The organism is Hymenobacter baengnokdamensis (genome assembly GCF_008728635.1).
Taxonomy (GTDB): Bacteria; Bacteroidota; Bacteroidia; order Cytophagales; family Hymenobacteraceae; genus Hymenobacter; species Hymenobacter baengnokdamensis.
This window is the reverse complement of sequence record NZ_CP044285.1, coordinates 2,408,374-2,427,038: the sequence shown is the minus strand read 5'-3', so window position 1 is coordinate 2,427,038 and position 18,665 is coordinate 2,408,374. Positions and strand designations below refer to the sequence as shown.

The following is an 18,665-nucleotide window of genomic DNA, read 5'->3' as shown; positions in this document are numbered from 1 at the left end:
GTGTTTAGAAATTCAACTTTAATTACTTATCCAAAATATCATTGAGCTACCACATACACTTGGCGTATATTCTTGTCAGTTAACAGCTTGCTAACGGCTTCCAGTAGCGCTACGGCTTGCTCTTTACTTACGGTGGGGAAGTCATCCAAAAACTCATCCAGCGGTATGCCGGCCTCTAAATGGTCAAATAGCGTTTCCACTGGCACCCTGGTGCCCGCAAATACAGTCTGACCGCTCAGGATGTCGGGGTCGCTGGTTATTAGCTCGTTAACTTGCATTGCTCGGTATGGGAAATTGGTACTCGCTTAACAGTAGCAAGGTACCAACTAGCAACCAAATGGCTAGGGAGCGTAGCGCAAACACACGGCTGCGCTACGCTCCCTAGCCATTATTAATTTGCTACGCCTTGGCTTAGCGCAGCAACGGCGCGATGCGGGTACCAATCAGTTCAGTGGCGCGGAGGATTTTTTCGTGCGGCAGCACGGCTACATCCATTTGAAACGTCACCCGGGAGATGCCGCCCAGCGCCTCGCTGTGCCGCTTAATCTTGGCCGCTACTTCTTCGGGGTTGCCGACCAGCAGGGCACCCAGGGGGCCGGCCTGCATGTCGAAGTGCGCCCGCGTGAGGCCGCTGCCGCCCCGCTCGCGAGCGCGCTTGCTGAACGTGTCGAGGTAGCCCGGCACAAATTCGGCCACGGCTTCTTCGGTGGTGGGGGCCACGTAGCCTAGCGAGTGCAGCCCCACTTGGAGCTGCTCGGGGGCGTGCCCGGCCCGGCGCCCGGCTTCGCGGTACAGGTCTACCAGCGGCCGGAAACGGTGGGTGTCGCCGCCGATGATGGCCACCATCAAGGGCAGGCCCAGCGTGCCGGCCCGCGCAAACGACTCGGGCGTGCCGCCCACCCCTAGCCAGATGGGCAGCTTGGCCTGCGCCGGCCGCGGGTACACCCCCTGGCCGGTGAGCGCGGGCCGGTACTGGCCCTTCCAGCGCACTTTTTCCTGGTCGCGGATGGTGAGCAGCAGCTCCAGCTTTTCGCTGAATAGCTCGTCGTAGTCGTTGAGGCTGAAGCCGAAGAGCGGGAATGCCTCGGTAGACGAGCCGCGCCCGACTACCATTTCGGCCCGGCCCTGCGAAATCAAGTCCAGCGTGGCAAACTCCTGAAACACGCGCACCGGGTCGGCCGCCGAGAGCACCGTCACGGCGCTGGTGAGGCGAATGCGCTTGGTGCGCGCGGCGGCAGCGGCCAGAATGACGGCCGTGGCCGAATCAAGGTATTCGGCCCGGTGGTGCTCCCCGATGCCGAACACGTCGAGCCCTACCTGGTCGGCCCGCTCAATGCGTTCGAGTAGCAGGCGCATGGCCTCGGTGCCACTCAGGTGGTCGCCCCCGTTTTGGAGCAGGTGCGAGGCAAAACTATCGATTCCAACTTCCATCGGAGTGAGTTAAAGTAGATTTAAGGGAACGGGGTCGAGGTATAAGCTCCGTTTTTTAAAACAAATGTACATACATTTAATGTAAATACATTGTTACTTTTTGCCTCTCAAAAAGTGGGGGTAGGTTTTGCCAAAAAACGTACAGAACGTCATGCTGAGCTTGCGAAGTATCTCGCTCGCATCGTTGAGTTGATACCCTAACGGCGCCAGCGAGATGCTTCGGCAAGCTCAGTATGACGTTCTGTTAATGCGTTTCAACACGTTCGGAAGCAGTTCAGGCCACTCACCTTACGTGGCTCAATCATATAACATCGCGCCTGAACTCTTCCTTAATGCTCCTGCTTAAAAGCAGCGGCGAATTCTTTCGCAAAATCCTCCAGCTTCACCTGGCCCAGGGTGGGCTTGTGCTGCTCATAGTCTTCGCCGAGGGCGCCGCTGCTCATGCTGGCGTAGATGCCCACGATGTCGGCGGCGGTACTGGCGGGCAGGCCATTTTTGAGCAGGTTTTCGCGCATTTGCTCGTCGCTGAAGGCTACCCAGCGCAGGTCGGGCCGGCCGATGGCGGCGCCCAGGGCGTGCGCCACTTCAGCTTGCGTGCGCTCGTCGCTGGCTACGTAGCGAATAGTGCGGCCGATGGGGGCAGCGGGATTAGTCAGTTCCTCGGCGGCAGCAGCGGCGATATCCCGGGGGTGCACCAGCGCTACCGGGCGGTCACCGGCGCAGTTGGCGCCCATGAAGCCCGCCCCTTTTATCATGCCCACAAAGCCGTAGTAATTGGTGTAGAAGGACGTAGGCCGCAGGTGCGTGAGTGCCAGGTCCGGCACCGCCCTCAGGATTTCCTCCACGTCGTGCGAGCCGAGAATGCCGCCGGTGCCGTGGTCGCGGTGCGCGCCCCAGGAGCTGAGCTGCACCACCCGCGGCACCCGCGCCTGCTGAATAGCCTGCGCATAGTGGCGGCCAATGCGCTGGAAATAGGCCCGCGAATCGGGCGCGCGGTAGCTGGGCGGCACCATGGCGTACACGGCAGCGGCCCCGGCGAAGGTGGCAGCTAGGAAGTCGGCATCCTCCACCGAGCCGATGGCGGCGGTGGCGCCCAGCGCTTCGATGGTGGCCTGCCGGTCGGGCTGACTGCTGATGACCGTGACAGTGTGGCCCTGCTGCACCAGCGCGGTGGCCAGCGGCAGGCTGATGTTCCCGAGGGAACCTGTGATAATGATTTTCATGGGGCAAAGCTCCGGCGGGGGGCAGGTGGTTGAAAGGGCGAAAGGGCGGGAAGATTGGGCCGAAGTGCGGGGTAATGCGGACTTTATAGTCCGCGAGGGAGGGCGTTAGGTATACTGGCGGACTGAAAGTCTGCGCTACTGCTCACAACCCCTGCCGGTAGCTAGCCGGCGATACGCCGGTATTATTCCGAAAAAACCGCCCGAATGTGGACTGGTCGACAAAGTGCAGGGTATCGGCAATCTGACTAATGGATAAGGCCGGGTTTTGCAGCAGCACGGTGGCTTCGAGCAGTACGGCCTCGGCCAGCCACTCCATGGCGCGCTTGCCGGTAACTTCCTTCACGGTTTCGGCGAGGTGCTTGGGCGTGATGCAGAGCTTGTTGGCATAAAACGCCAGGCTGCGCTCGGTGGCGTAGTGGCGGTTGACGAGCTTCTTAAACCCAGCGGCAATCAGCTGGCTGCGGGTTTGGATAGCACCCGACGACACGTGCTGCGCGCTGTAGATGGGCGCAGTTTCGTGCAGCAAAATATGAAGCAGGCTGCGTAAAATCTCCTCGCGGTAGGCGTGCGGCGCGTCGTATTTCTGCTCGATGGCCCGCAGCAGGGCCGCGATGGCCTCGGCCTGCGCGGGCAGCAGCGCCACGACGTGTCGGGCATCGCGCTCAAAAAAAGCGAACGTGTCCAAGTTCAGACTGCTGTTGGCCGTAATGAATTCCTTGGTAAAAAATATGCTCAGGGCCTCCAAATTGGTCGACATAAACGGCCACTGCTTAATAAAATACGGCGAGAGCAGCATCAGGGAATGGGGGCCGATATCGTAGGTTTCCAGGTTGACCTGCAGGCGGGCGCTGCCGCGTAGGCAGAGGCCGATTTTGTAGTAATCGCTGCGGTATGGCAGGTTGATAGGCAAGTGTGCCGGAGCGGATTTAGGCCCCAGAAAGAATATCGCCGCCGGAGTTGCGGCGGGCTCGGTGAGGGCAGCTAGCTGAAAAACAGGGATGGTGGCAGTCATGCAAGGACAATTTACGCGCCGCTGGCCGGTTGGGCGCGGCTGGCCGGAAACCCCGCTTTCGGTTGGGCGGTTTATATAACCCCGCCCTCCTACCGGGCGTACTGCCTCCCCTACCCCTGCCTGCCCCATGACCGAGCTCCAACGCCTGTTCCTCGCCTACGACCAGCACCACGCGGCCGGCCGGCCCTGCGCCCTTGCTACGGTAGTGGAGGTAGTAGGCTCGGCCTACCGCCGGCCCGGCGCGCGCATGCTCGTGACCGAAGACGGCGAGCTGACCGGGGCCATCAGCGGCGGCTGCCTCGAGGGCGATGCCCGCCAGCGGGCGCGGCGGGCACTGGCCAAGGGCGAGCCGGCGCTGGTAACCTACGATACCCGCGACGAGGACGACCCGCGCCACGGCCTTGGCCCCGGCTGCCAAGGGGTAGTGCGCATTCTTATCGAACCATTAGACTTTCACGATATTCAGAATCCGCTGGAAATCCTGCGCGATTTTGCCCGGCACCCCGCGCCGGCCGTGCTGGCCACCGTATTTGAAACCGACGCCAGCGGCCTGAAAGCCGCCGTGGGCCAGCGCGTGCTGCTCGCCGACACGGGCGTGGTGCGGGGTACGCCGCTGCTGGCCGCCCCGCTGGCCGAAGCCGCCCGCGCCACGCTGGCCCAGGGCCAGTCGCGGGTACTCGACCTGGCTACTGATGCCGGGCCGGTGCGGGCCTTGCTCGAAGTACTGACGCCGCCGTTGCGCCTGGTAGTGTACGGCGCCGGCAACGATGCCCAGCCGCTGGTGCACCTGGCAGCTTCGCTCGGCTGGCATATTGTAGTGGTCGATGGCCGGCCCAATCTGGCTACTCCGGCCCGCTTCCCCGAAGCAGCGGCGGTGCGCCTTGTGCCCGTGCGTGAGTTGGAGGCCGCCACACCCGACCCGCAGGCCTACCACGTGCTGCTTAGCCACAACTACGCCTACGACCTGGCTGCCCTGCAAACCCTGCTGGCTTCGCCCGCGCCTTATATCGGCCTGCTGGGCCCGCGCCTGAAAGCCCAGCGGCTGCTCGATGAGCTTTCAGACGCTCCCGCTACGCAGGTTGCACAGCTACAGCAGCGCCTGCACAGTCCCATTGGCCTCGATTTGGGCAGCGAAACGCCCGAGGAGATTGCGCTGGCCATCGTGGCCGAAATTCAGGCGCGGCACAGCGGACGGCAGGGCCGGCCCTTGCGCGAGCGGGCCGGTACCGTACACAAGCCGGCCGTAAGTGCCTGAGCATACTTGCTCCGGGCACCGGCTTAAGCTCCCCAGCAAAGTGAAGCAGTGGCCGATTAGCACGCTGCTTTATTGCCTTTTTTTACTTCTTACCGTTTAAATGGCAGGCGTACTGGTGCAGCTCAGGCTTCATATTTTCCTGCGGCACCGGCGCTGACATTTGCTTATGAGACACCCTGAATTAGCCCACGTCGGCATTCCCATTGCGCCTTCCCTCGATTCTACCCTGGCCGACGACGGCGTGCGGCCGCGCGTTGCGCCCGACAAGCAGCGATTGGTACGGATTTCGGCGCTGGCGGTAGTAGTTGCTATCACTATCAGCGTACTGGCGCGGGGCCTGGTTTACTTGATAAATCTCGTAACCAACCTGGTTTTTCACGGCGAAGCTTCTATTGCCTATCACAGTCCGGCCGATAACCATCTCGGCCTGTGGGTAATCGCCATGCCGGCCTTGGGCGGACTGGTAGTTGGCCTGATGGCCATCTATGGCTCCAAAGCCATTCGGGGCCACGGCATTCCAGAGGCTATGGAGCAGATACTGACCAACCAGAGCCGGATAAAGCCTTCCATCATGTACCTCAAGCCGTTGTCGGCAGCGGTGTCCATTGGCACGGGCGGCCCGTTTGGGGCTGAGGGGCCGATTATCGCCACGGGCGGCGCGCTGGGCTCCACGCTGGGCCAGCTCATCAATATTACGCACCACGAGCGCAAGGTACTGCTGGCGGCGGGCGCTACGGCGGGCATGTCGGCTATTTTTGGCACCCCCATCGCGGCCGTTTTTCTGGCTATTGAGCTGCTGCTGTTTGAGTTTTCGCCTCGCTCGCTGCTGCCGGTAGCGCTGGCCTGCATTACCGGCGCGGCCGGCCACCACCTGCTTTTCGAGCAAGGGCCTGTGTTTGCCATGCCCGCCCTGGCGGCTCCCAGCAACGGCGCGCTGGCTACCTACAGTGCCATTGGCCTGCTGGTCGGCCTGGCTTCAGTTATCATTACCAAGATAGTATATTTTGTCGAGGACTTATTTGAAGAGCTGCCCATTCACTGGGCCTGGTGGCCGGCGCTGGGCGGCCTGGCAGTGGGCATCATCGGCTATTTTGCCCCGCACACCCTGGGCGTAGGCTACGAAAATATCTCGGCGGTCTTGTCGGGCAATGCGCCGCTGAGCTTGCTGCTGGCCTTGTGCTTTCTCAAGTTTGCCTCGTGGGCCATCTCGCTGGGCAGCGGCACCTCGGGCGGTACGCTGGCCCCGCTCTTAACCATTGGCGGGGCTACGGGGGCGTTGCTGGGCGTGGCTATCCGCCACTTTTTTCCGGCCTCCGATATTGTGCTGCCGCTGGCGGCGCTGGTGGGCATGGCCGCCATGTTTGCGGGGGCATCGCGGGCGCTACTTACTTCCATCGTGTTTGCCGTGGAGTCGACGGGGCAGGCGCAGGCCCTGCTGCCGCTGCTGGGCGCGTGCACGGGCGCCTACCTGGTGTCTTTTCTGCTGATGGGCAATACCATTATGACCGAGAAAATAGCGCGCCGGGGCGTTAAAACACCCGTGGACTACGAGCCCGACCTGCTCGACAAAATGAATGTGGAGCGGGTTTTACAAGGCAATATGCTCGCTATCAGCACCGACAATACTATTGGCGAGGTGCGCGAATGGAGCGAGCGTGAGCCCGAGCGCACCACGCCGCACCTGGTTACGGTGAACCCCGACGGCACTTTTGCCGGCATTGTGAGCCTCGTCACGCTGGCCGGCTGGCACTCCGACGACAACGCGCCTATCAGCACGCTGCTGCAGCCACGCACGGCCGCCGTGCTGGCCACCGACTCGCTGCGCACGGCCGTCGAGCGCATGGCCCGCGAAAACGTGGATGTGCTGCCGGTGGTATCGAGCGGCACCCTGCCGCAGGTGAGCGGCATTATCTCGTACCGCGACATTCTGGCGGCCTATAAAAACCGCCTCGAAGACGATGATAAAAGAGCGCCGCACATCCTGCTCAAGCGCAAGAGCCTGCGCGTGCTGCTGCGCGGCCAGGCCCTGTTCCAGAAGCAGCGCACGGAAGCATAGGCGTTCCTGCCAATTAGCCGACGGCCAGCCTGTCTTCTGGTAAAGGCGCCGGTTGCCGGACATAGCAAAAGGATTTCGGCAGTGGCCGAAATCCTTTTTCCACGTTATAGCCTTTAGCAATGGGGCTGAAACTCCTGCCTGACGCACCGTTTGCGACAACCATACCCCACGAGCTTATGCTGCTTCGCTACTTATTGGCGGTGGCGCTGGGTTTGCCGGCTTTACGCCTGGCCGCCCAGACCCCGGCCGCTTCTGATACCACTACCCGTCTTTTGCCTGGCGCCACGGTGGTAGGCTACGGCCAGCGGCTGCCGCTACGCCGCACGGCCGCCGGCGTGGGGGTTATCGACAATACCACTATTGAGCGCTTTAATGAAAGCTCGCTGACTTCGGCCGTGAATACGCTGCCGGGCGTGCGCCTCGAAGAGCGGGCCACGGCCAGCTACCGTATCAGCGTGCGGGGCAGCACGCTGCGCTCGCCATTTGGGGTACGCAATGTCAAAATGTATTACTTCGATATTCCCCTCACGGAAGCCAACGGCACCACCCAGCTCAATCTGCTTGACCCAGCCCAGCTAGGCCGCATTGAGGTGCTGAAGGGGCCGGCGGGCAGTGTATACGGGGCGGGCACGGGCGGCGTGATACGCCTCGAAAACCGCCGGCCGCAGCCGGGCACCAGCCAGGCCCAGGCGGGCTACTCGGCGGGCTCGTTTGGCTTGCAGCGCTTCACGGCCACGGCCGAAGCCAGCGGCAAGGGCAGCGACTACTGGCGCGCCCAGTATGCGCACCAGAGCCTCGACGGCTACCGCCAGCACAGTGCCCTGCGCCGCGAGGTCTTTGCCGTGGATGGTGAAGTAAGCCCTTCGGCCAGGCAGACCTTATCCTTACATGCGCTTTATACCGATATCAATTACCAGCTGCCCGGCGGTCTCACCCGCGCCGAGCTGGAGCGCGACCCACGCCAGGCGCGGCCCAGTACGCCGGCCGGGCCGGGCACGGTGGCACAGCAGGCTTATTATGCTTCGCAAACCGGCTTGCTCGGGGCCACGCACGAATATAAATTTTCGGATGGCTGGAGTACAACGACTACCCTCTACGGCCGGGCCAGCAGCATTCAAACTCCCTATCTGGTTGATTGGGAGCGCGATGCTAAGCTGGAAGGCGGCGGCCGCGTGGCCCTTAGCTACCGGGGCACCCTGGCCGGGCACACGCTGCGGGTGCAGGGCGGCGGTGAGTTTCAGGCTTCTTTTACCGACTCGCGCAGCTACCTCAACGTGGGCGGCGCCCCCACTACCCTGCGCTATGACGACGAGATAACGACGCGCACGGGCTTCGCTTTTGCGCAGGCCGACTACGAGCTGCCGGCCGGACTGCTCCTCACGGCCGGGGCCAGCTACAACCGCCTGCGCTACCAGATTGCCCGTGTGTCGTCGGCCGCCACCAATCCGAGCGGCTACGTGGTAACCCAGGATTTTCGGCCCCAGGTGTCGCCGCGCGTGGCGCTGCTGAAAGAGCTAACTTCCGAAATTTCGGTCTATGCCAGCGTGAGCACAGGCTTTTCGCCGCCTACCGAGGCTGAGCTGCGGCCTTCCGATGGCACCATCAGCCAGGGCTTGCAGGCCGAGCGGGGCACCAGCTACGAGGCAGGCGGCCGGGGCACGCTGCTGCACCAGCGCCTGATGGTTGACGTGGCCCTGTTCGACCTCGAATTAGCCAACACCATCGTCTCGCGCTCCGATGCCCAGGGCGTACAGCTGTTTGCCAACTCGGGCACCACGCACCAGCGCGGGGCCGAAGTGGCCCTGAGCGGCTACCTCTGGCAGCCGGCGCCAGCTGCGCTGAACTCCGGCAACGTGCCAACGGCTGGCAACAGCCTGCGCGCCTGGACCAGCTACGCCTACAATCACTTCCGCTTCGGCACTTATGAGTCGGCCACGGGGCAGAACTACGGCGGCAACCAGCTTACGGGCACCGCGCCGCACACGCTCAGCGCGGGGCTCGACTTTACGCTGCAGCCAGGCTTTTACTTGAGCCCGACGGTCAGCCACCAGTCGACGCTCCCCCTCAACGATGCCAACACCGATTACGCAGCTGGCTACTGGATTTTTGGCAGCCGCGCCGGGTGGCGGCACGCGCTGTTCACAAAGCTGAACGTAGATATATACGGCGGCCTCGATAATATAGCAAATACACGATATAGCCTGGGCAACGACCTCAATGCGTTTGGCGGGCGCTACTTTCAGCCGGCGCCGGGGCGCAACTACTACGCCGGCGCGCTGGTGGCATGGCGCTGGTAGCCGCTAGAGCGTTACGCCAATGCCCGGCCCGAACAGCAGAAATGGCTTGCCCTGCGACAGCAAATAGCCCCCGCCCAGGTAGAGCGGAAACGTGAGCCGGGCGCCCGTTCGAATGGGCGTTACGGAGCCCAGAACCACGATGCCCAGGTCGCGCTGCACCGGATTGTTCGGGTCGTTATTCGACGACAGGTTGAAGGCGTTGAGGGCCACAAAGCCCGCCCCGATGCGGTAGGGTCGCAGCTTGTTGATGCGGTCGGGGGCATAGAAGCTGAGCTGGGCCAGCGTAGCCAGGCTGATGCCGCTGAAGCTGCCATAGCCATCGACGTTCTTAATCTTGGTGAGCAGGCCCGCCGGGAAGCTCACGTTGATATCAAAATTGACGTGGCGACGCAGCACCAGCTCGACCTGCTGCGAGTAGCCTTTGGTGGTGTATTGCAGCGGGTTGTGCTTAATCACAATCACGATGCGGTACCAGGCATCGAGGTCGTAGGTTTTGCGGGTCAGGATGGTGTTCAGGTTCAGGTTGCCCACCTGGCAGTCGTTGCCCTGGTAGTAGGCCGAGCGCGGCGACGACTCGCCGGGGCAGATAGTGAGGTTATCGACCCGCTGCTGGTCGATGAGGTTGCCCTTGTCGTCGAGAATGCGCACATCCAGCGCCAGGTACTGGCGGCCGTAGAGGTCGGAGCCCTGGTCAATGGCATTGGTATTGAAGCTGACAACCACATCCGAAATGGTGCGGTCGTAGAGCACGGGGCCGTTGAGCTGGGTAATGGGGTGCGGACCGTTGCCGTAGTTCACCTGCACAAAGTTGAGCGGGTGCGGGCGCTGGGCTTCCTTCACGCTGAGCGAAAAATCGGTGGGCGTGCCGCCATCAAACACCGCCACCCGCTTGCGCACAATGGCCAGCGGCACCTGCAAGCGATAAATCACGGCCTTCTCGGAGCGCGTCGAGGAGTCGGAGGGTACCACTGATACGCCATCGAAGTGGTAGCGGCCTTTCAGCAGCGACTCGCCTTCGAGGCGCACATCCACGGTTTCGCCGGGGCTGATGGTAGTGCTCGACGTCCAGTCGCCGCCCCGGTGCAGCACGCTGATGGCGGCAATGCGCGGCCGGGGCGTAATATCAAAATTGGTGATATACCTGGCCACGTCGCCGTCCTTGATGTAGAGGTAGCCCTCGCTTTGGCGGTGCGGGTTGTACACCCGCAGCTGGCACAGCACCCGGTCGTTCGATATATAGTTTCGGGTGTATAGCTCCGCAATGAGGGCTCCGCCTGGCTCCTGCTGGGCCTCAATGCGGTAGGTGCGGTGCAGCTCAAAATTGTGGCCATCATCAAGCACAAATTCCACGCCCTGGCTGCGGCCGGCCTCATCGTAGGTTACGTCCTTGCGCTCGGCAGTGAGAAAGCGCAGGCGGCTGGCTTTCACCACAAAATCGAGGCGCAGCGGCGGCAGCTGGTAGGTGAGGCGACCCGCGCCGTCGAGGTGCGGGCGCTCGGCCAGGGCGCGCACTACCACCGAGTGCGGCCCCAGCGCATTGGGCACCAGGTGCAGAAACAGGCCGTTTTTTTCGCGCGCCAGCTTGTAGTCGATATCCTGGTTTTTGGTCCAGTCGTTGCTGATGCGCACGTTGGCCAGGTTGTTGGTGCTCACTTCCAGCACTTTCTCTTCGCCAATAAACAGCTCGGCGTTGCTCACGCGGGCGTCGAGCGTAGTGCGGGTCAGCGGCAGCAGGCTGATAAGCTGCTGGGCGCGGGCCGGCCGGCCGGCCGAGTCGGCAGCCGGTGCAAAAGCCAGCCGCACAAAAGGCGCGCCGGTGAGGTTGCGAAAGTGCAGCATCCCGCGGTACTCGCCGCTGGCACTGGCCACGAGCGAGTCTTGCAGCACATAGTCGGGCGAAGGCAACAGGCGCGGGGCGCGGCGGCCGGGCCGCAGGGGCACCAGGCGCAGCTCGGCCACCTGGTCATCGTTGTGGTAATAAAAATACAGACGCGGCTCGCCCGCCACGGTCAGCATCTGCTCGCCGAGGCTATAGCGCACGGTGTCGAACGTGAGGGAAAGGCTGCGCAGCAGCGGAGTGCCCGGCGCGGCCCCTTGAGCATGGGCCACGCTGCCGGCCAGCAGCAATAAAAGGCTCAGCAGCCACCTTTTTTTCATCATAACCAATACAGCTAGTGGCGCAAAGGTCCGCCCTGGCATGGCCTTTAGCCAATACCGGCGCGCTTTTTTAAGCTCCCCACCCTGATTAAACCTTACGCCCTGCCCGACATCTGAGCCTACCGGCTCGCCGGGGCCTGCTCCTACCTGCTCCTGAGCCGAATCTTGTGCCGACCTTTGCTTCTCTCTCCCTTTTTATGCCCCGCCCTTTTTGCTGCTGCCTACTGCTCATTAGTCCGGTTTTTTCGGCAGTAGCTGGTAGCTTTTCCCCTGCTGCCGACTCGTCGGCTACGCCACCGCCGCGCCTCACGGTGGGCCTTGCATCGGCCAACCGCACTACCTATCTGCAACGGGCGCCCCAGGCCGCCGATGACAAGGGCTACCTCGGCACTACCCTCACCTACCAGACTCCGCAAGGATTTATCAGCTCATTATACCTCAACCATTCGTATAATTACCAAACGCTGCACGAGCCCTTCATCAACTTTGGCGAAGCAATGGCGGGGTGGCAGTCGGTGAGCGAGTCCGACACGTACTGGACCGTGCAGTACACCCACCTGTTTTCCTACGGAGAAAGTGCGCTGGTGCAGGCTTCGCTACGCAATGACCTCAGCGCCAGCATTACCCAGTTTTTTGGCTTCGCCACGGCCAGCCTCAGCGCCGACGTGTTTGTGGGCAATACCCACGACGTGGTGCTGAGCCTTGACCTAAGCCACCGCTTTCAGCTGCCCGCGCTGGGCCACGATACCCTGTCGATAGAGCCCACCGTGGAGCTGGGCGCGGGCAGCCAGCATTTCTACGCTGCCTCGCTGGGCCAAACCAGCCGCGTTAAGAACGCCCGGCGCGGCACTACCACTGTATTTAAGGAGCCCGACTCGCCGGCGTTCAGTACGCTGGGCTACACCCTCTCAGTGCCGATTGTGCTGGCGGCGGGGCGCTTTAGCTTATCGGCTACGCCCAGCTACCTGGTGCCGCTGCACGTGCCCACCGGGGGCGAGAGCGGAGCATTTTTTTACCTCACCCTGGGAGTGAGCCGGACGTTTTGGTAAGGGGCGGTACAGGCGTGGTGGCCGGCAACGGTTTTTCGGGTAGCTGCAGCTGGGTTATCGCCTGCGCCACCAGCTGCTCGGGCGTGTCCTCGATGCTGAGGCGCAGGCCGTAGGCAGGCCGCTCCAGCGTAGCCAGCTGCGAATCCAGCATAGCTGCTTTCATATAATGGCCCTGCCGGTCGGTAAGGCGGGCGCGCAGCACGGCGGGGTCACCGTCGAGAAACACCCACTGCAAGGGTAGCTGCGCCCCGGCTTGCAGCGTTTGGCGGTAGCTTTCCCGCAGGGCCGAGCAGGCCAGCACGGCCCCGCTGGCCTGCTCCCACTGCCCGAGGTGGGCGGCCAGGGTGGCGAGCCAGCCGGCCCGGTCTTCGTCGGTGAGCGGAATGCCCTGGGCCATCTTGGCCACGTTGGCGGCCGGGTGAAAGTCGTCGCCATCGTAAAAGGGCCGGCCGATGCGCTGGGCCAGCAGTTGGCCTACGGTAGTCTTGCCACAGCCCGAGACGCCCATGACGATGATGTTTGGTTGCTTCATAAGCACAAATAACGCTCGCAGTGCTGGCTAAACCTCACAAGAGGCCGGCAGCTCGACCAGTGGTTTTTACCACTCAGCCGGGGGCTCTTACCGCTCACCGCCGGTTGGCTTGAAGGGCGCGGCACCGGAAGGTAGGTTTGACCTATTCTTTCACCAACCGCTTTTCAGCCATGTTTACCTCCCTGCTTTCGCGCTGGATTTTTGTACTCGCCCTTTTGCTGGCGCTGCCGGCAACCCGCCTGGCGGCGGCCCAGACGGCCCCGGCCGCTCATCCCACGTTCGAGGTCAGGGTAGTGGGCAAGGGCCAGCCGGTTATCCTTATTCCAGGCCTCACCTGCCCCGGCGCGGTATGGGACGAAACCCTGGCCCGCTACCAAAGCCAGTACCAGTGCCATGTAATATCGCTGGCGGGCTTTGGCGGGCTGGCGCCGCAGCAGCCGGTATCCGGGCACTTGCTGCAAGATACCCGCGACCAGCTGCTGGCCTATATTAAAGCCCAGCAGCTGCGGCGGCCCATCGTCATTGGCCACAGCCTGGGCGGCTTTCTGGCCTTGTGGATGGCAGCTACTGACCCCACGGCCCTCGGTCCGCTCGAAATCGTAGATTCGCTGCCCTTCCTCTCGGCCATCCAAAACCCCGCTGCTACCGCCGAAAGTGCCCGCCCCCAGGCCGAGCTGCGGCGCCAGCAAATGCGCCTGGGCCGCCTGCCCCTGGCCGCCGAGCGCCAGCTGGTGGCCGGCATGGTCACCGACACCGCCCGCATTACGCAGGTGGCCCGCTGGGGCCTGGCCTCCGACCCCGCCACTGTGGCCCAGGCCATGTACGACATGGCCACCACCGACCTGCGGGCCGACCTGGCGCGCATTCAGCAGCCGGTGCTGGTGCTGGGCACCTGGGCGGCTTACAAGGCCTACGGCGCTACCAAAGAAAGTACGCGCGCCATCTTCACCCAGCAGTATGCCAAGCTGCCCACGGCCCGCATCGAGCTATCGGAAGCCGGCCGCCACTTCGTGATGTATGACGATACTGCCTGGTTTTTTGCTCAAACCGATGCCTTCCTCAAGCAGCGCCCGGTAGCCACCCGGTAAGCGCCACGCTCAGTCTGGCTACCAAGCAGCTCGCGACTTATCAGGCAAAATATTTTTTATTATATAGTTAAAATACACTATTAACTAACCGAAAAGTCACCTCGCTTTGCCTGGTGCTATTGCCGGGCTGCGGCCCGGCAGTAGCTTTCGGCTCTCCTCTCAGCAATTGGCTAATTTATGCCTGGTATTCTTCGTCCTCGTCTTTACTGGACACTTCAGGGTATAGGATGGGCGCTATATGGCCTGTTCGGTGGTATTCTGGCGAGCATTTTCGGACGCTTCTCGCCGGCAATTATTGCGGTAGAAATCATTGTAGCGGCAACGCTCCTGCTGTTCAGCCACTTGCTGCGGCGCTACCTCAAGCGGCATGGCTGGGTGCGGCTGCCGCTCTCGGCGCTGCTGCCCCGGCTGCTGCTGGCGCACCTGCTGGTAACTGTGGTCAGCATCACCACCATCGGGCTGCTTACAAGCCTGTTTTTTAGCCTATGGCGGCCCACTACCAGCAGCCAGGGGTTTCCGTGGGTGCAGTACATTGGCTACACACTCAATGTGTTTTTTGTGCTCTGGGGCTGGTCGGCCATCTACTTTGGCCTGCATTATTTCGACAACTACCGCTCAGCAGAGGTCGATAAATGGAAGCTCGCCGCCACGGCCCGCGAGGCCGAGATGCGCACGCTGCAAGCCCAGCTCAACCCCCATTTTCTCTTCAATGGCCTCAACAATATCCGGGCCCTGGTGATGGAAGACCCCGCCCGCGCCCGCGCCATGATGACGCACCTGGCCGAGCTGCTGCGCTACTCCATGCAGCGCAACGGGGCCGAGCAGGTACCGCTGGCCACGGAGCTTGAAATCGTGGAGAATTACCTGCAGCTGGAAGCCATGCAGCTCGAAGAGCGCCTGCACTACTCGCTTGATGTGATGCCGGCCGCCCTGCCGGCCCTGCTGCCGCCCATGACCCTGCAGCTGCTGGTCGAGAATGCGATTAAACACGGGCTGGCGCCGCGCCCGGCCGGGGGGCAGCTCAGCGTAAGCGCCCAGCTTAATGAGGCCGGTACGGGCCTGCTTATCGCGGTGCGCAATACCGGCACCTATGCGCCACAGCCGGGCCATCCCGGCCTGGGCGTGCGCAACGTGCAGGAGCGCCTGGGGCTGCTGTTCGGCTCCACTGCGCGCTTTGCCATTGGCCCCGACCCGCTGCTGCCCGATACCGTGCTGGCCGAACTTCAGCTGCCGGTTCATCACCCTCAACTCTTGCTGCATGAACGCCCTGCTCATTGACGACTCGCGCCTGGCCCGTACCGAGCTGCGCCACCTGCTGCGCGCCTTTCCGGAGGTAGAAGTGGTGGGCGAAGCCCGCCACGCCGACGAGGCACGGCAACAGATTCGGACGCTGCGGCCCGATGTGCTGTTTCTCGATATTCATATGCCGGGGCAGACGGGCTTCGACCTGCTGGCTTCGCTCGATGGGCCGGCTCCGCACGTAATTTTCACGACCGCCTACGACCAGTATGCCCTCAAAGCATTTGAGGTGAATGCCCTGGATTATTTGCTGAAGCCCGTGAGCGAGGCACGCCTGGCAGCGGCCCTCGAAAAAATCAGGCTATTGGTGCCGCCGACGGTTCCGGCCCATGTGCCGCGCCCGGCCGGCCCTACTTTGCCCTACCTCACGGCCCAGGACCAGGTGTTTGTGAAAGACGGCGAGCGCTGCTGGTTTGTGCGTCTGGCTGATATCCGGCTCTTCGAAATCAGCGGCAGCGCCACGCGCGTGTATTTCGAGCAGCACCAGCCGCTGATTCCGCGCAGCCTGCAGCAGCTCGAAGCCCGCCTCGACCCCAAGGTATTCTTTCGCGCCAACCGCCAGCAAATCCTCAACCTGCACTGGATTGCCGGCATCGAGCCCTGGTTCAGCAACACCCTTAAAATAAGCCTGCGCAACGGCCCCGAGGTGGAGGTATCGCGCAGCCAGTCGGGGCTCTTCCGGGAGCTGATGAGCTTATAAGCTGTTTGTGATTTCGTTGTTTGGTGGTTTACGCCAACGCGTTGCCTCACAGACGCTGGCTAGTAAAGTCGGAAAATATCTTCGTCCTGCTTCAGCAGGCTCAGCACGACGTTCTTTCAACTTGGTAATCAGGATTCTACTATCCTAATTAGAGTCTATCCGAAAAATAATCAGACCGTCATGCTGAGCACGACGTTCTGTTATTTTCTCATCGCGGCTCCCTGATTTTCATTTCGTAGATGCACGATGAAGCGGTTTAGAAAGCCGCCCGCCCGCCCGCAATACTGCCCAACCAGACTTTCTAAACCGCTTCTCTGCCCCTGACCTCTGCGGTTCGCGCAACCGCTACTTGTTCTTGTCGATAGCCAGTATCGTTTGTAAAAGCACATTAGCGCCATTGGTCATGTCCGACGCTGTGGTAAATTCTTTGTACGCATGACTGATGCCCCCGACACTCGGGACGAAAATCATGGCCACGGGGGCAATTGCGGCGATTTCCTGTGAGTCATGGCCCGCTCCGCTTTGCATAAGCTTTGTACTTAGGCCCAGGGCTTGGGCAGTTGCAGTGATGACTTGCTGTAATTTCTTATCCGTAAGGGCTGGCTTAGAGGCGTTGGCCTGCCGCTCAAACCTGATGGTCGTTTTGCTTTCGGTGGCTATTGCGGCTGCCCGCTTTTCTATCTCCCGAAAGAGCGTCTCAATTTTATCGGCCGCTAAATCCCGTATCTCCAGCCCCATTACCACTTTCCCCGGAATTACATTGTAGGCATTGGGCGTTGCGGCGATTTTCCCAATAGTACCTACCTGATTCCCTGGTACAGAGTTGATGACTTCATTGACGGCAATGATGAGTCTGGCCGAAGCCAGCAGGGCATCCTGCCGCATATTCATGGGGGTGGTACCCGCATGGTTGGCAAAACCTTCTACGGTGACTTCCCAGTGCACAATTCCTACAATGCCCTCTACTACCCCAATCTGTACGTGCTCCCGCTCCAGGATGCCCCCTTGCTCGATATGCAATTCCAGCCAGGCGTGGATGTCTCCCTTTTTTCGGATGCAGGATTGAATAGTATCGGGGTTACCGCCAATTGCCTTAATTCCTTCTGCCATGGTTAAGCCATTCTGGCTTTTTTGCTGCAACCCCTCTTTGGTTAATGCGCCCGCCATCGCCATACTGCCAATAGTGCCGCCCTCCTCATTGGAAAAAATAATTACTTCCAGCGGATGCTCGGTCACTAGCTTATTTTCATTCAGCACGTCAATTACTTCCAACGCCCCGATTGAACCTACCGGCCCATCATAGTTTCCCCCATCCGGAACCATGTCGATGTGCGAACCAAAGGCAATGGGTTTAAGCGCCTGGTTTTTTCCTTTGCGTTTACCGATAATATTTCCGGCTGCATCAATAACCGGGTCGAGCCCGGCCTTCTTCAGCTGCTCGATAAACCAGTCTCTTCCCTCAATATCTCCTTTGGTGAACGCAACCCGGTAGCCATGCCCTTTTTCGTCCATGCCGAATTTAGAAAATTCGGTAATGCGGCTTACCATGCGCTGCTCGTTTACTTTCAGCTTGTTATCCCCTATAAGATTTTTGCTAGAAGATTCCAGTAGACCAACTGCGCTTACGCCTAAAGCGGTTAGAGAGGCATTTTTAACAAAAATTCTTCTTTTCATGATTTTTTCTTGATGTGTGAATGAGAAGCGCTTTCGGAAGTCGGGACCGAAGCGGGCCGCTCAACTCGACTTCTCCTAAATTGCTTCTAAGCAAAATTATAAGTTTATATATATTAATATCACAAGGTTTTGAAACTGGTAAGAAACCAACCTTATGTCTCCGTCGCTAGTGCCACCAGCGGCTCGCCGCTCACCTGCACCACGCCCGGCACAGCGGCCAGCGCCGCCAGCAGCTGCCCAAACGGGGCCGTATCGGTGGGCAGGCGCAGGGTAGCCTGTACCAGCGGCGGGTTGGTTTCCGTCACGCGCAGCGTGAGCAGGTGCCAGCTGTTGAGCAGCGCGAGCACTGTCGGCAAGGGCGGGCCGGCCCCCGCGGGCGGAGCCGGCAGCAGTTCGATGCGCACGCGGTAATCCTGGGTTGCCGGCGCCGGGGCGGCCGGGGCCGTTACGCGGTTGATGAGGCTGTCGAGGGGCCGCAGCAACACATTGGCCGTCAAGATAAAAAGCGTGCCCACGCAGGCCTCGTACCAGCTACCCAGCCCGGCCAGCGTGCCAATACCCGCCGCGCACCACACCGTGGCCGCCGTGGTGAGGCCCACAATGGTAGTGCCCTCGCGCAGAATAGCACCGGCACCCAAAAACCCGATACCCGTGATAACCTGCCCGGCCACGCGGCCGGGAGCCGAGGCATCGTGGGTAATGCTCTGGGCCATGAGCACGAACAGCGCCGCACCCAGCGCCACCAGGGCATTGGTGCGCGTGCCGGCCGTGCGATGATGGTACTGGCGCTCGATGCCCAGCACCGCGCCCAACACCAAAGCCAGCGCCAGCCGAAACTCAAATTGCACTAAAACAGCCGACTGCATACATGAATATCCTGGTAAGAAGGCAG

15 protein-coding genes are annotated in these 18,665 nt (G+C 61.5%); 7 read left to right on the top strand and 8 right to left on the bottom strand.

Translation table 11 applies throughout. From position 1 onward, the window contains the following. Nucleotides 1-38 precede the first annotated feature (38 nt). The 4 genes from F6X24_RS10330 to F6X24_RS10315 form a co-directional block, all read right to left on the bottom strand. Complete coding sequence (locus F6X24_RS10330) at nt 39-278, bottom strand: DUF433 domain-containing protein (protein WP_151087921.1); 240 nt, start codon at nt 276-278, stop codon at nt 39-41. A gap of 133 nt (nt 279-411) precedes the next feature. Next, entirely contained in the window at nt 412-1,431 is a 1,020-nt protein-coding gene (locus F6X24_RS10325; protein WP_151087920.1) for an Atu2307/SP_0267 family LLM class monooxygenase, read from the bottom strand. Between the two features lie 329 nt (nt 1,432-1,760). Then, complete coding sequence (locus F6X24_RS10320) at nt 1,761-2,654, bottom strand: NAD(P)H-binding protein (protein WP_151087919.1); 894 nt, start codon at nt 2,652-2,654, stop codon at nt 1,761-1,763. A gap of 142 nt (nt 2,655-2,796) precedes the next feature. Continuing rightward, nucleotides 2,797-3,666 (bottom strand): AraC family transcriptional regulator, encoded by an 870-nt coding sequence (locus F6X24_RS10315; protein ID WP_191906286.1) that lies wholly within the window; start codon nt 3,664-3,666, stop codon nt 2,797-2,799. Between the two features lie 127 nt (nt 3,667-3,793). Here F6X24_RS10315 and F6X24_RS10310 point away from each other — a divergent pair, with 127 nt between their 5' ends. The 3 genes from F6X24_RS10310 (at nt 3,794) to F6X24_RS10300 (ending at nt 9,274) form a co-directional block, all read left to right on the top strand. Beyond that, nucleotides 3,794-4,921 (top strand): XdhC family protein, encoded by a 1,128-nt coding sequence (locus tag F6X24_RS10310; RefSeq protein ID WP_151087917.1) that lies wholly within the window; start codon nt 3,794-3,796, stop codon nt 4,919-4,921. A gap of 166 nt (nt 4,922-5,087) precedes the next feature. Further along, nucleotides 5,088-6,977, top strand: a complete 1,890-nt coding sequence (locus F6X24_RS10305; protein ID WP_151087916.1) for a chloride channel protein — start codon at nt 5,088-5,090, stop codon at nt 6,975-6,977. A 176-nt stretch (nt 6,978-7,153) separates the two neighbouring features. Further along, nucleotides 7,154-9,274, top strand: coding sequence for a TonB-dependent receptor family protein (locus F6X24_RS10300; RefSeq protein WP_191906285.1), 2,121 nt, complete (start codon nt 7,154-7,156; stop codon nt 9,272-9,274). A gap of 3 nt (nt 9,275-9,277) precedes the next feature. Here F6X24_RS10300 and F6X24_RS10295 read toward each other — a convergent pair whose 3' ends face one another. Then, nucleotides 9,278-11,434 carry a hypothetical protein gene (locus F6X24_RS10295; protein WP_151087914.1) on the bottom strand — a complete coding sequence of 719 codons (2,157 nt, stop codon included), beginning with the start codon at nt 11,432-11,434 and terminating at the stop codon, nt 9,278-9,280. A gap of 194 nt (nt 11,435-11,628) precedes the next feature. On the opposite strand from F6X24_RS10295, the gene F6X24_RS10290 reads away from it, so the two are divergent. Beyond that, a complete protein-coding gene (locus F6X24_RS10290) occupies nt 11,629-12,480 on the top strand; it encodes a hypothetical protein (protein WP_151087913.1) in 852 nt (283 codons plus the stop codon). Here the strand turns inward: F6X24_RS10290 and F6X24_RS10285 are convergent. Then, complete coding sequence (locus tag F6X24_RS10285) at nt 12,449-13,012, bottom strand: gluconokinase (protein WP_151087912.1); 564 nt, start codon at nt 13,010-13,012, stop codon at nt 12,449-12,451. The two genes, F6X24_RS10290 and F6X24_RS10285, sit on opposite strands and share 32 nt — an antisense overlap. Before the next feature lie 170 nt (nt 13,013-13,182). On the opposite strand from F6X24_RS10285, the gene F6X24_RS10280 reads away from it, so the two are divergent. The 3 genes from F6X24_RS10280 to F6X24_RS10265 all read left to right on the top strand — a co-directional run bounded on the left by F6X24_RS10280 (nt 13,183) and on the right by F6X24_RS10265 (nt 16,099). Beyond that, nucleotides 13,183-14,100: an alpha/beta fold hydrolase gene (locus F6X24_RS10280; protein WP_151087911.1), complete on the top strand. Its 918-nt coding sequence runs from the start codon at nt 13,183-13,185 to the stop codon at nt 14,098-14,100. Between the two features lie 177 nt (nt 14,101-14,277). Next, nucleotides 14,278-15,378 carry a sensor histidine kinase gene (locus F6X24_RS10270; RefSeq protein ID WP_191906284.1) on the top strand — a complete coding sequence of 367 codons (1,101 nt, stop codon included), beginning with the start codon at nt 14,278-14,280 and terminating at the stop codon, nt 15,376-15,378. Beyond that, nucleotides 15,359-16,099 (top strand): LytR/AlgR family response regulator transcription factor, encoded by a 741-nt coding sequence (locus F6X24_RS10265; RefSeq protein ID WP_151087908.1) that lies wholly within the window; start codon nt 15,359-15,361, stop codon nt 16,097-16,099. The genes F6X24_RS10270 and F6X24_RS10265 overlap by 20 nt, the downstream gene beginning before the upstream one ends. A gap of 345 nt (nt 16,100-16,444) precedes the next feature. Here the strand turns inward: F6X24_RS10265 and F6X24_RS10260 are convergent, their stop codons facing one another. Both F6X24_RS10260 and F6X24_RS10255 read right to left on the bottom strand, forming a co-directional pair. Further along, complete coding sequence (locus tag F6X24_RS10260; protein ID WP_151087907.1) at nt 16,445-17,773, bottom strand: Zn-dependent hydrolase; 1,329 nt, start codon at nt 17,771-17,773, stop codon at nt 16,445-16,447. Nucleotides 17,774-17,925: 152 nt separating this feature from the next. Then, nucleotides 17,926-18,639 carry an MgtC/SapB family protein gene (locus F6X24_RS10255; protein WP_151087906.1) on the bottom strand — a complete coding sequence of 238 codons (714 nt, stop codon included), beginning with the start codon at nt 18,637-18,639 and terminating at the stop codon, nt 17,926-17,928. Between the last annotated feature and the right edge of the window lie 26 nt (nt 18,640-18,665).

Bases quoted from the DNA above. Each gene is read 5' to 3' on its own strand.
- F6X24_RS10265 (WP_151087908.1), top strand. From the start codon at position 15,359: ATGAACGCCCTGCTCATTGACGACTCGCGCCTGGCCCGTACCGAGCTG.
- F6X24_RS10285 (WP_151087912.1), bottom strand. From the start codon at position 13,012: ATGAAGCAACCAAACATCATCGTCATGGGCGTCTCGGGCTGTGGCAAG.
- F6X24_RS10315 (WP_191906286.1), bottom strand. From the start codon at position 3,666: ATGACTGCCACCATCCCTGTTTTTCAGCTAGCTGCCCTCACCGAGCCC.
- F6X24_RS10295 (WP_151087914.1), bottom strand. From the start codon at position 11,434: ATGATGAAAAAAAGGTGGCTGCTGAGCCTTTTATTGCTGCTGGCCGGC.
- F6X24_RS10305 (WP_151087916.1), top strand. From the start codon at position 5,088: ATGAGACACCCTGAATTAGCCCACGTCGGCATTCCCATTGCGCCTTCC.
- F6X24_RS10320 (WP_151087919.1), bottom strand. From the start codon at position 2,654: ATGAAAATCATTATCACAGGTTCCCTCGGGAACATCAGCCTGCCGCTG.
- F6X24_RS10325 (WP_151087920.1), bottom strand. From the start codon at position 1,431: ATGGAAGTTGGAATCGATAGTTTTGCCTCGCACCTGCTCCAAAACGGG.
- F6X24_RS10330 (WP_151087921.1), bottom strand. From the start codon at position 278: ATGCAAGTTAACGAGCTAATAACCAGCGACCCCGACATCCTGAGCGGT.
- F6X24_RS10280 (WP_151087911.1), top strand. From the start codon at position 13,183: ATGTTTACCTCCCTGCTTTCGCGCTGGATTTTTGTACTCGCCCTTTTG.
- F6X24_RS10310 (WP_151087917.1), top strand. From the start codon at position 3,794: ATGACCGAGCTCCAACGCCTGTTCCTCGCCTACGACCAGCACCACGCG.
- F6X24_RS10270 (WP_191906284.1), top strand. From the start codon at position 14,278: ATGCCTGGTATTCTTCGTCCTCGTCTTTACTGGACACTTCAGGGTATA.
- F6X24_RS10260 (WP_151087907.1), bottom strand. From the start codon at position 17,773: ATGAAAAGAAGAATTTTTGTTAAAAATGCCTCTCTAACCGCTTTAGGC.
- F6X24_RS10290 (WP_151087913.1), top strand. From the start codon at position 11,629: ATGCCCCGCCCTTTTTGCTGCTGCCTACTGCTCATTAGTCCGGTTTTT.
- F6X24_RS10300 (WP_191906285.1), top strand. From the start codon at position 7,154: ATGCTGCTTCGCTACTTATTGGCGGTGGCGCTGGGTTTGCCGGCTTTA.
- F6X24_RS10255 (WP_151087906.1), bottom strand. From the start codon at position 18,639: ATGCAGTCGGCTGTTTTAGTGCAATTTGAGTTTCGGCTGGCGCTGGCT.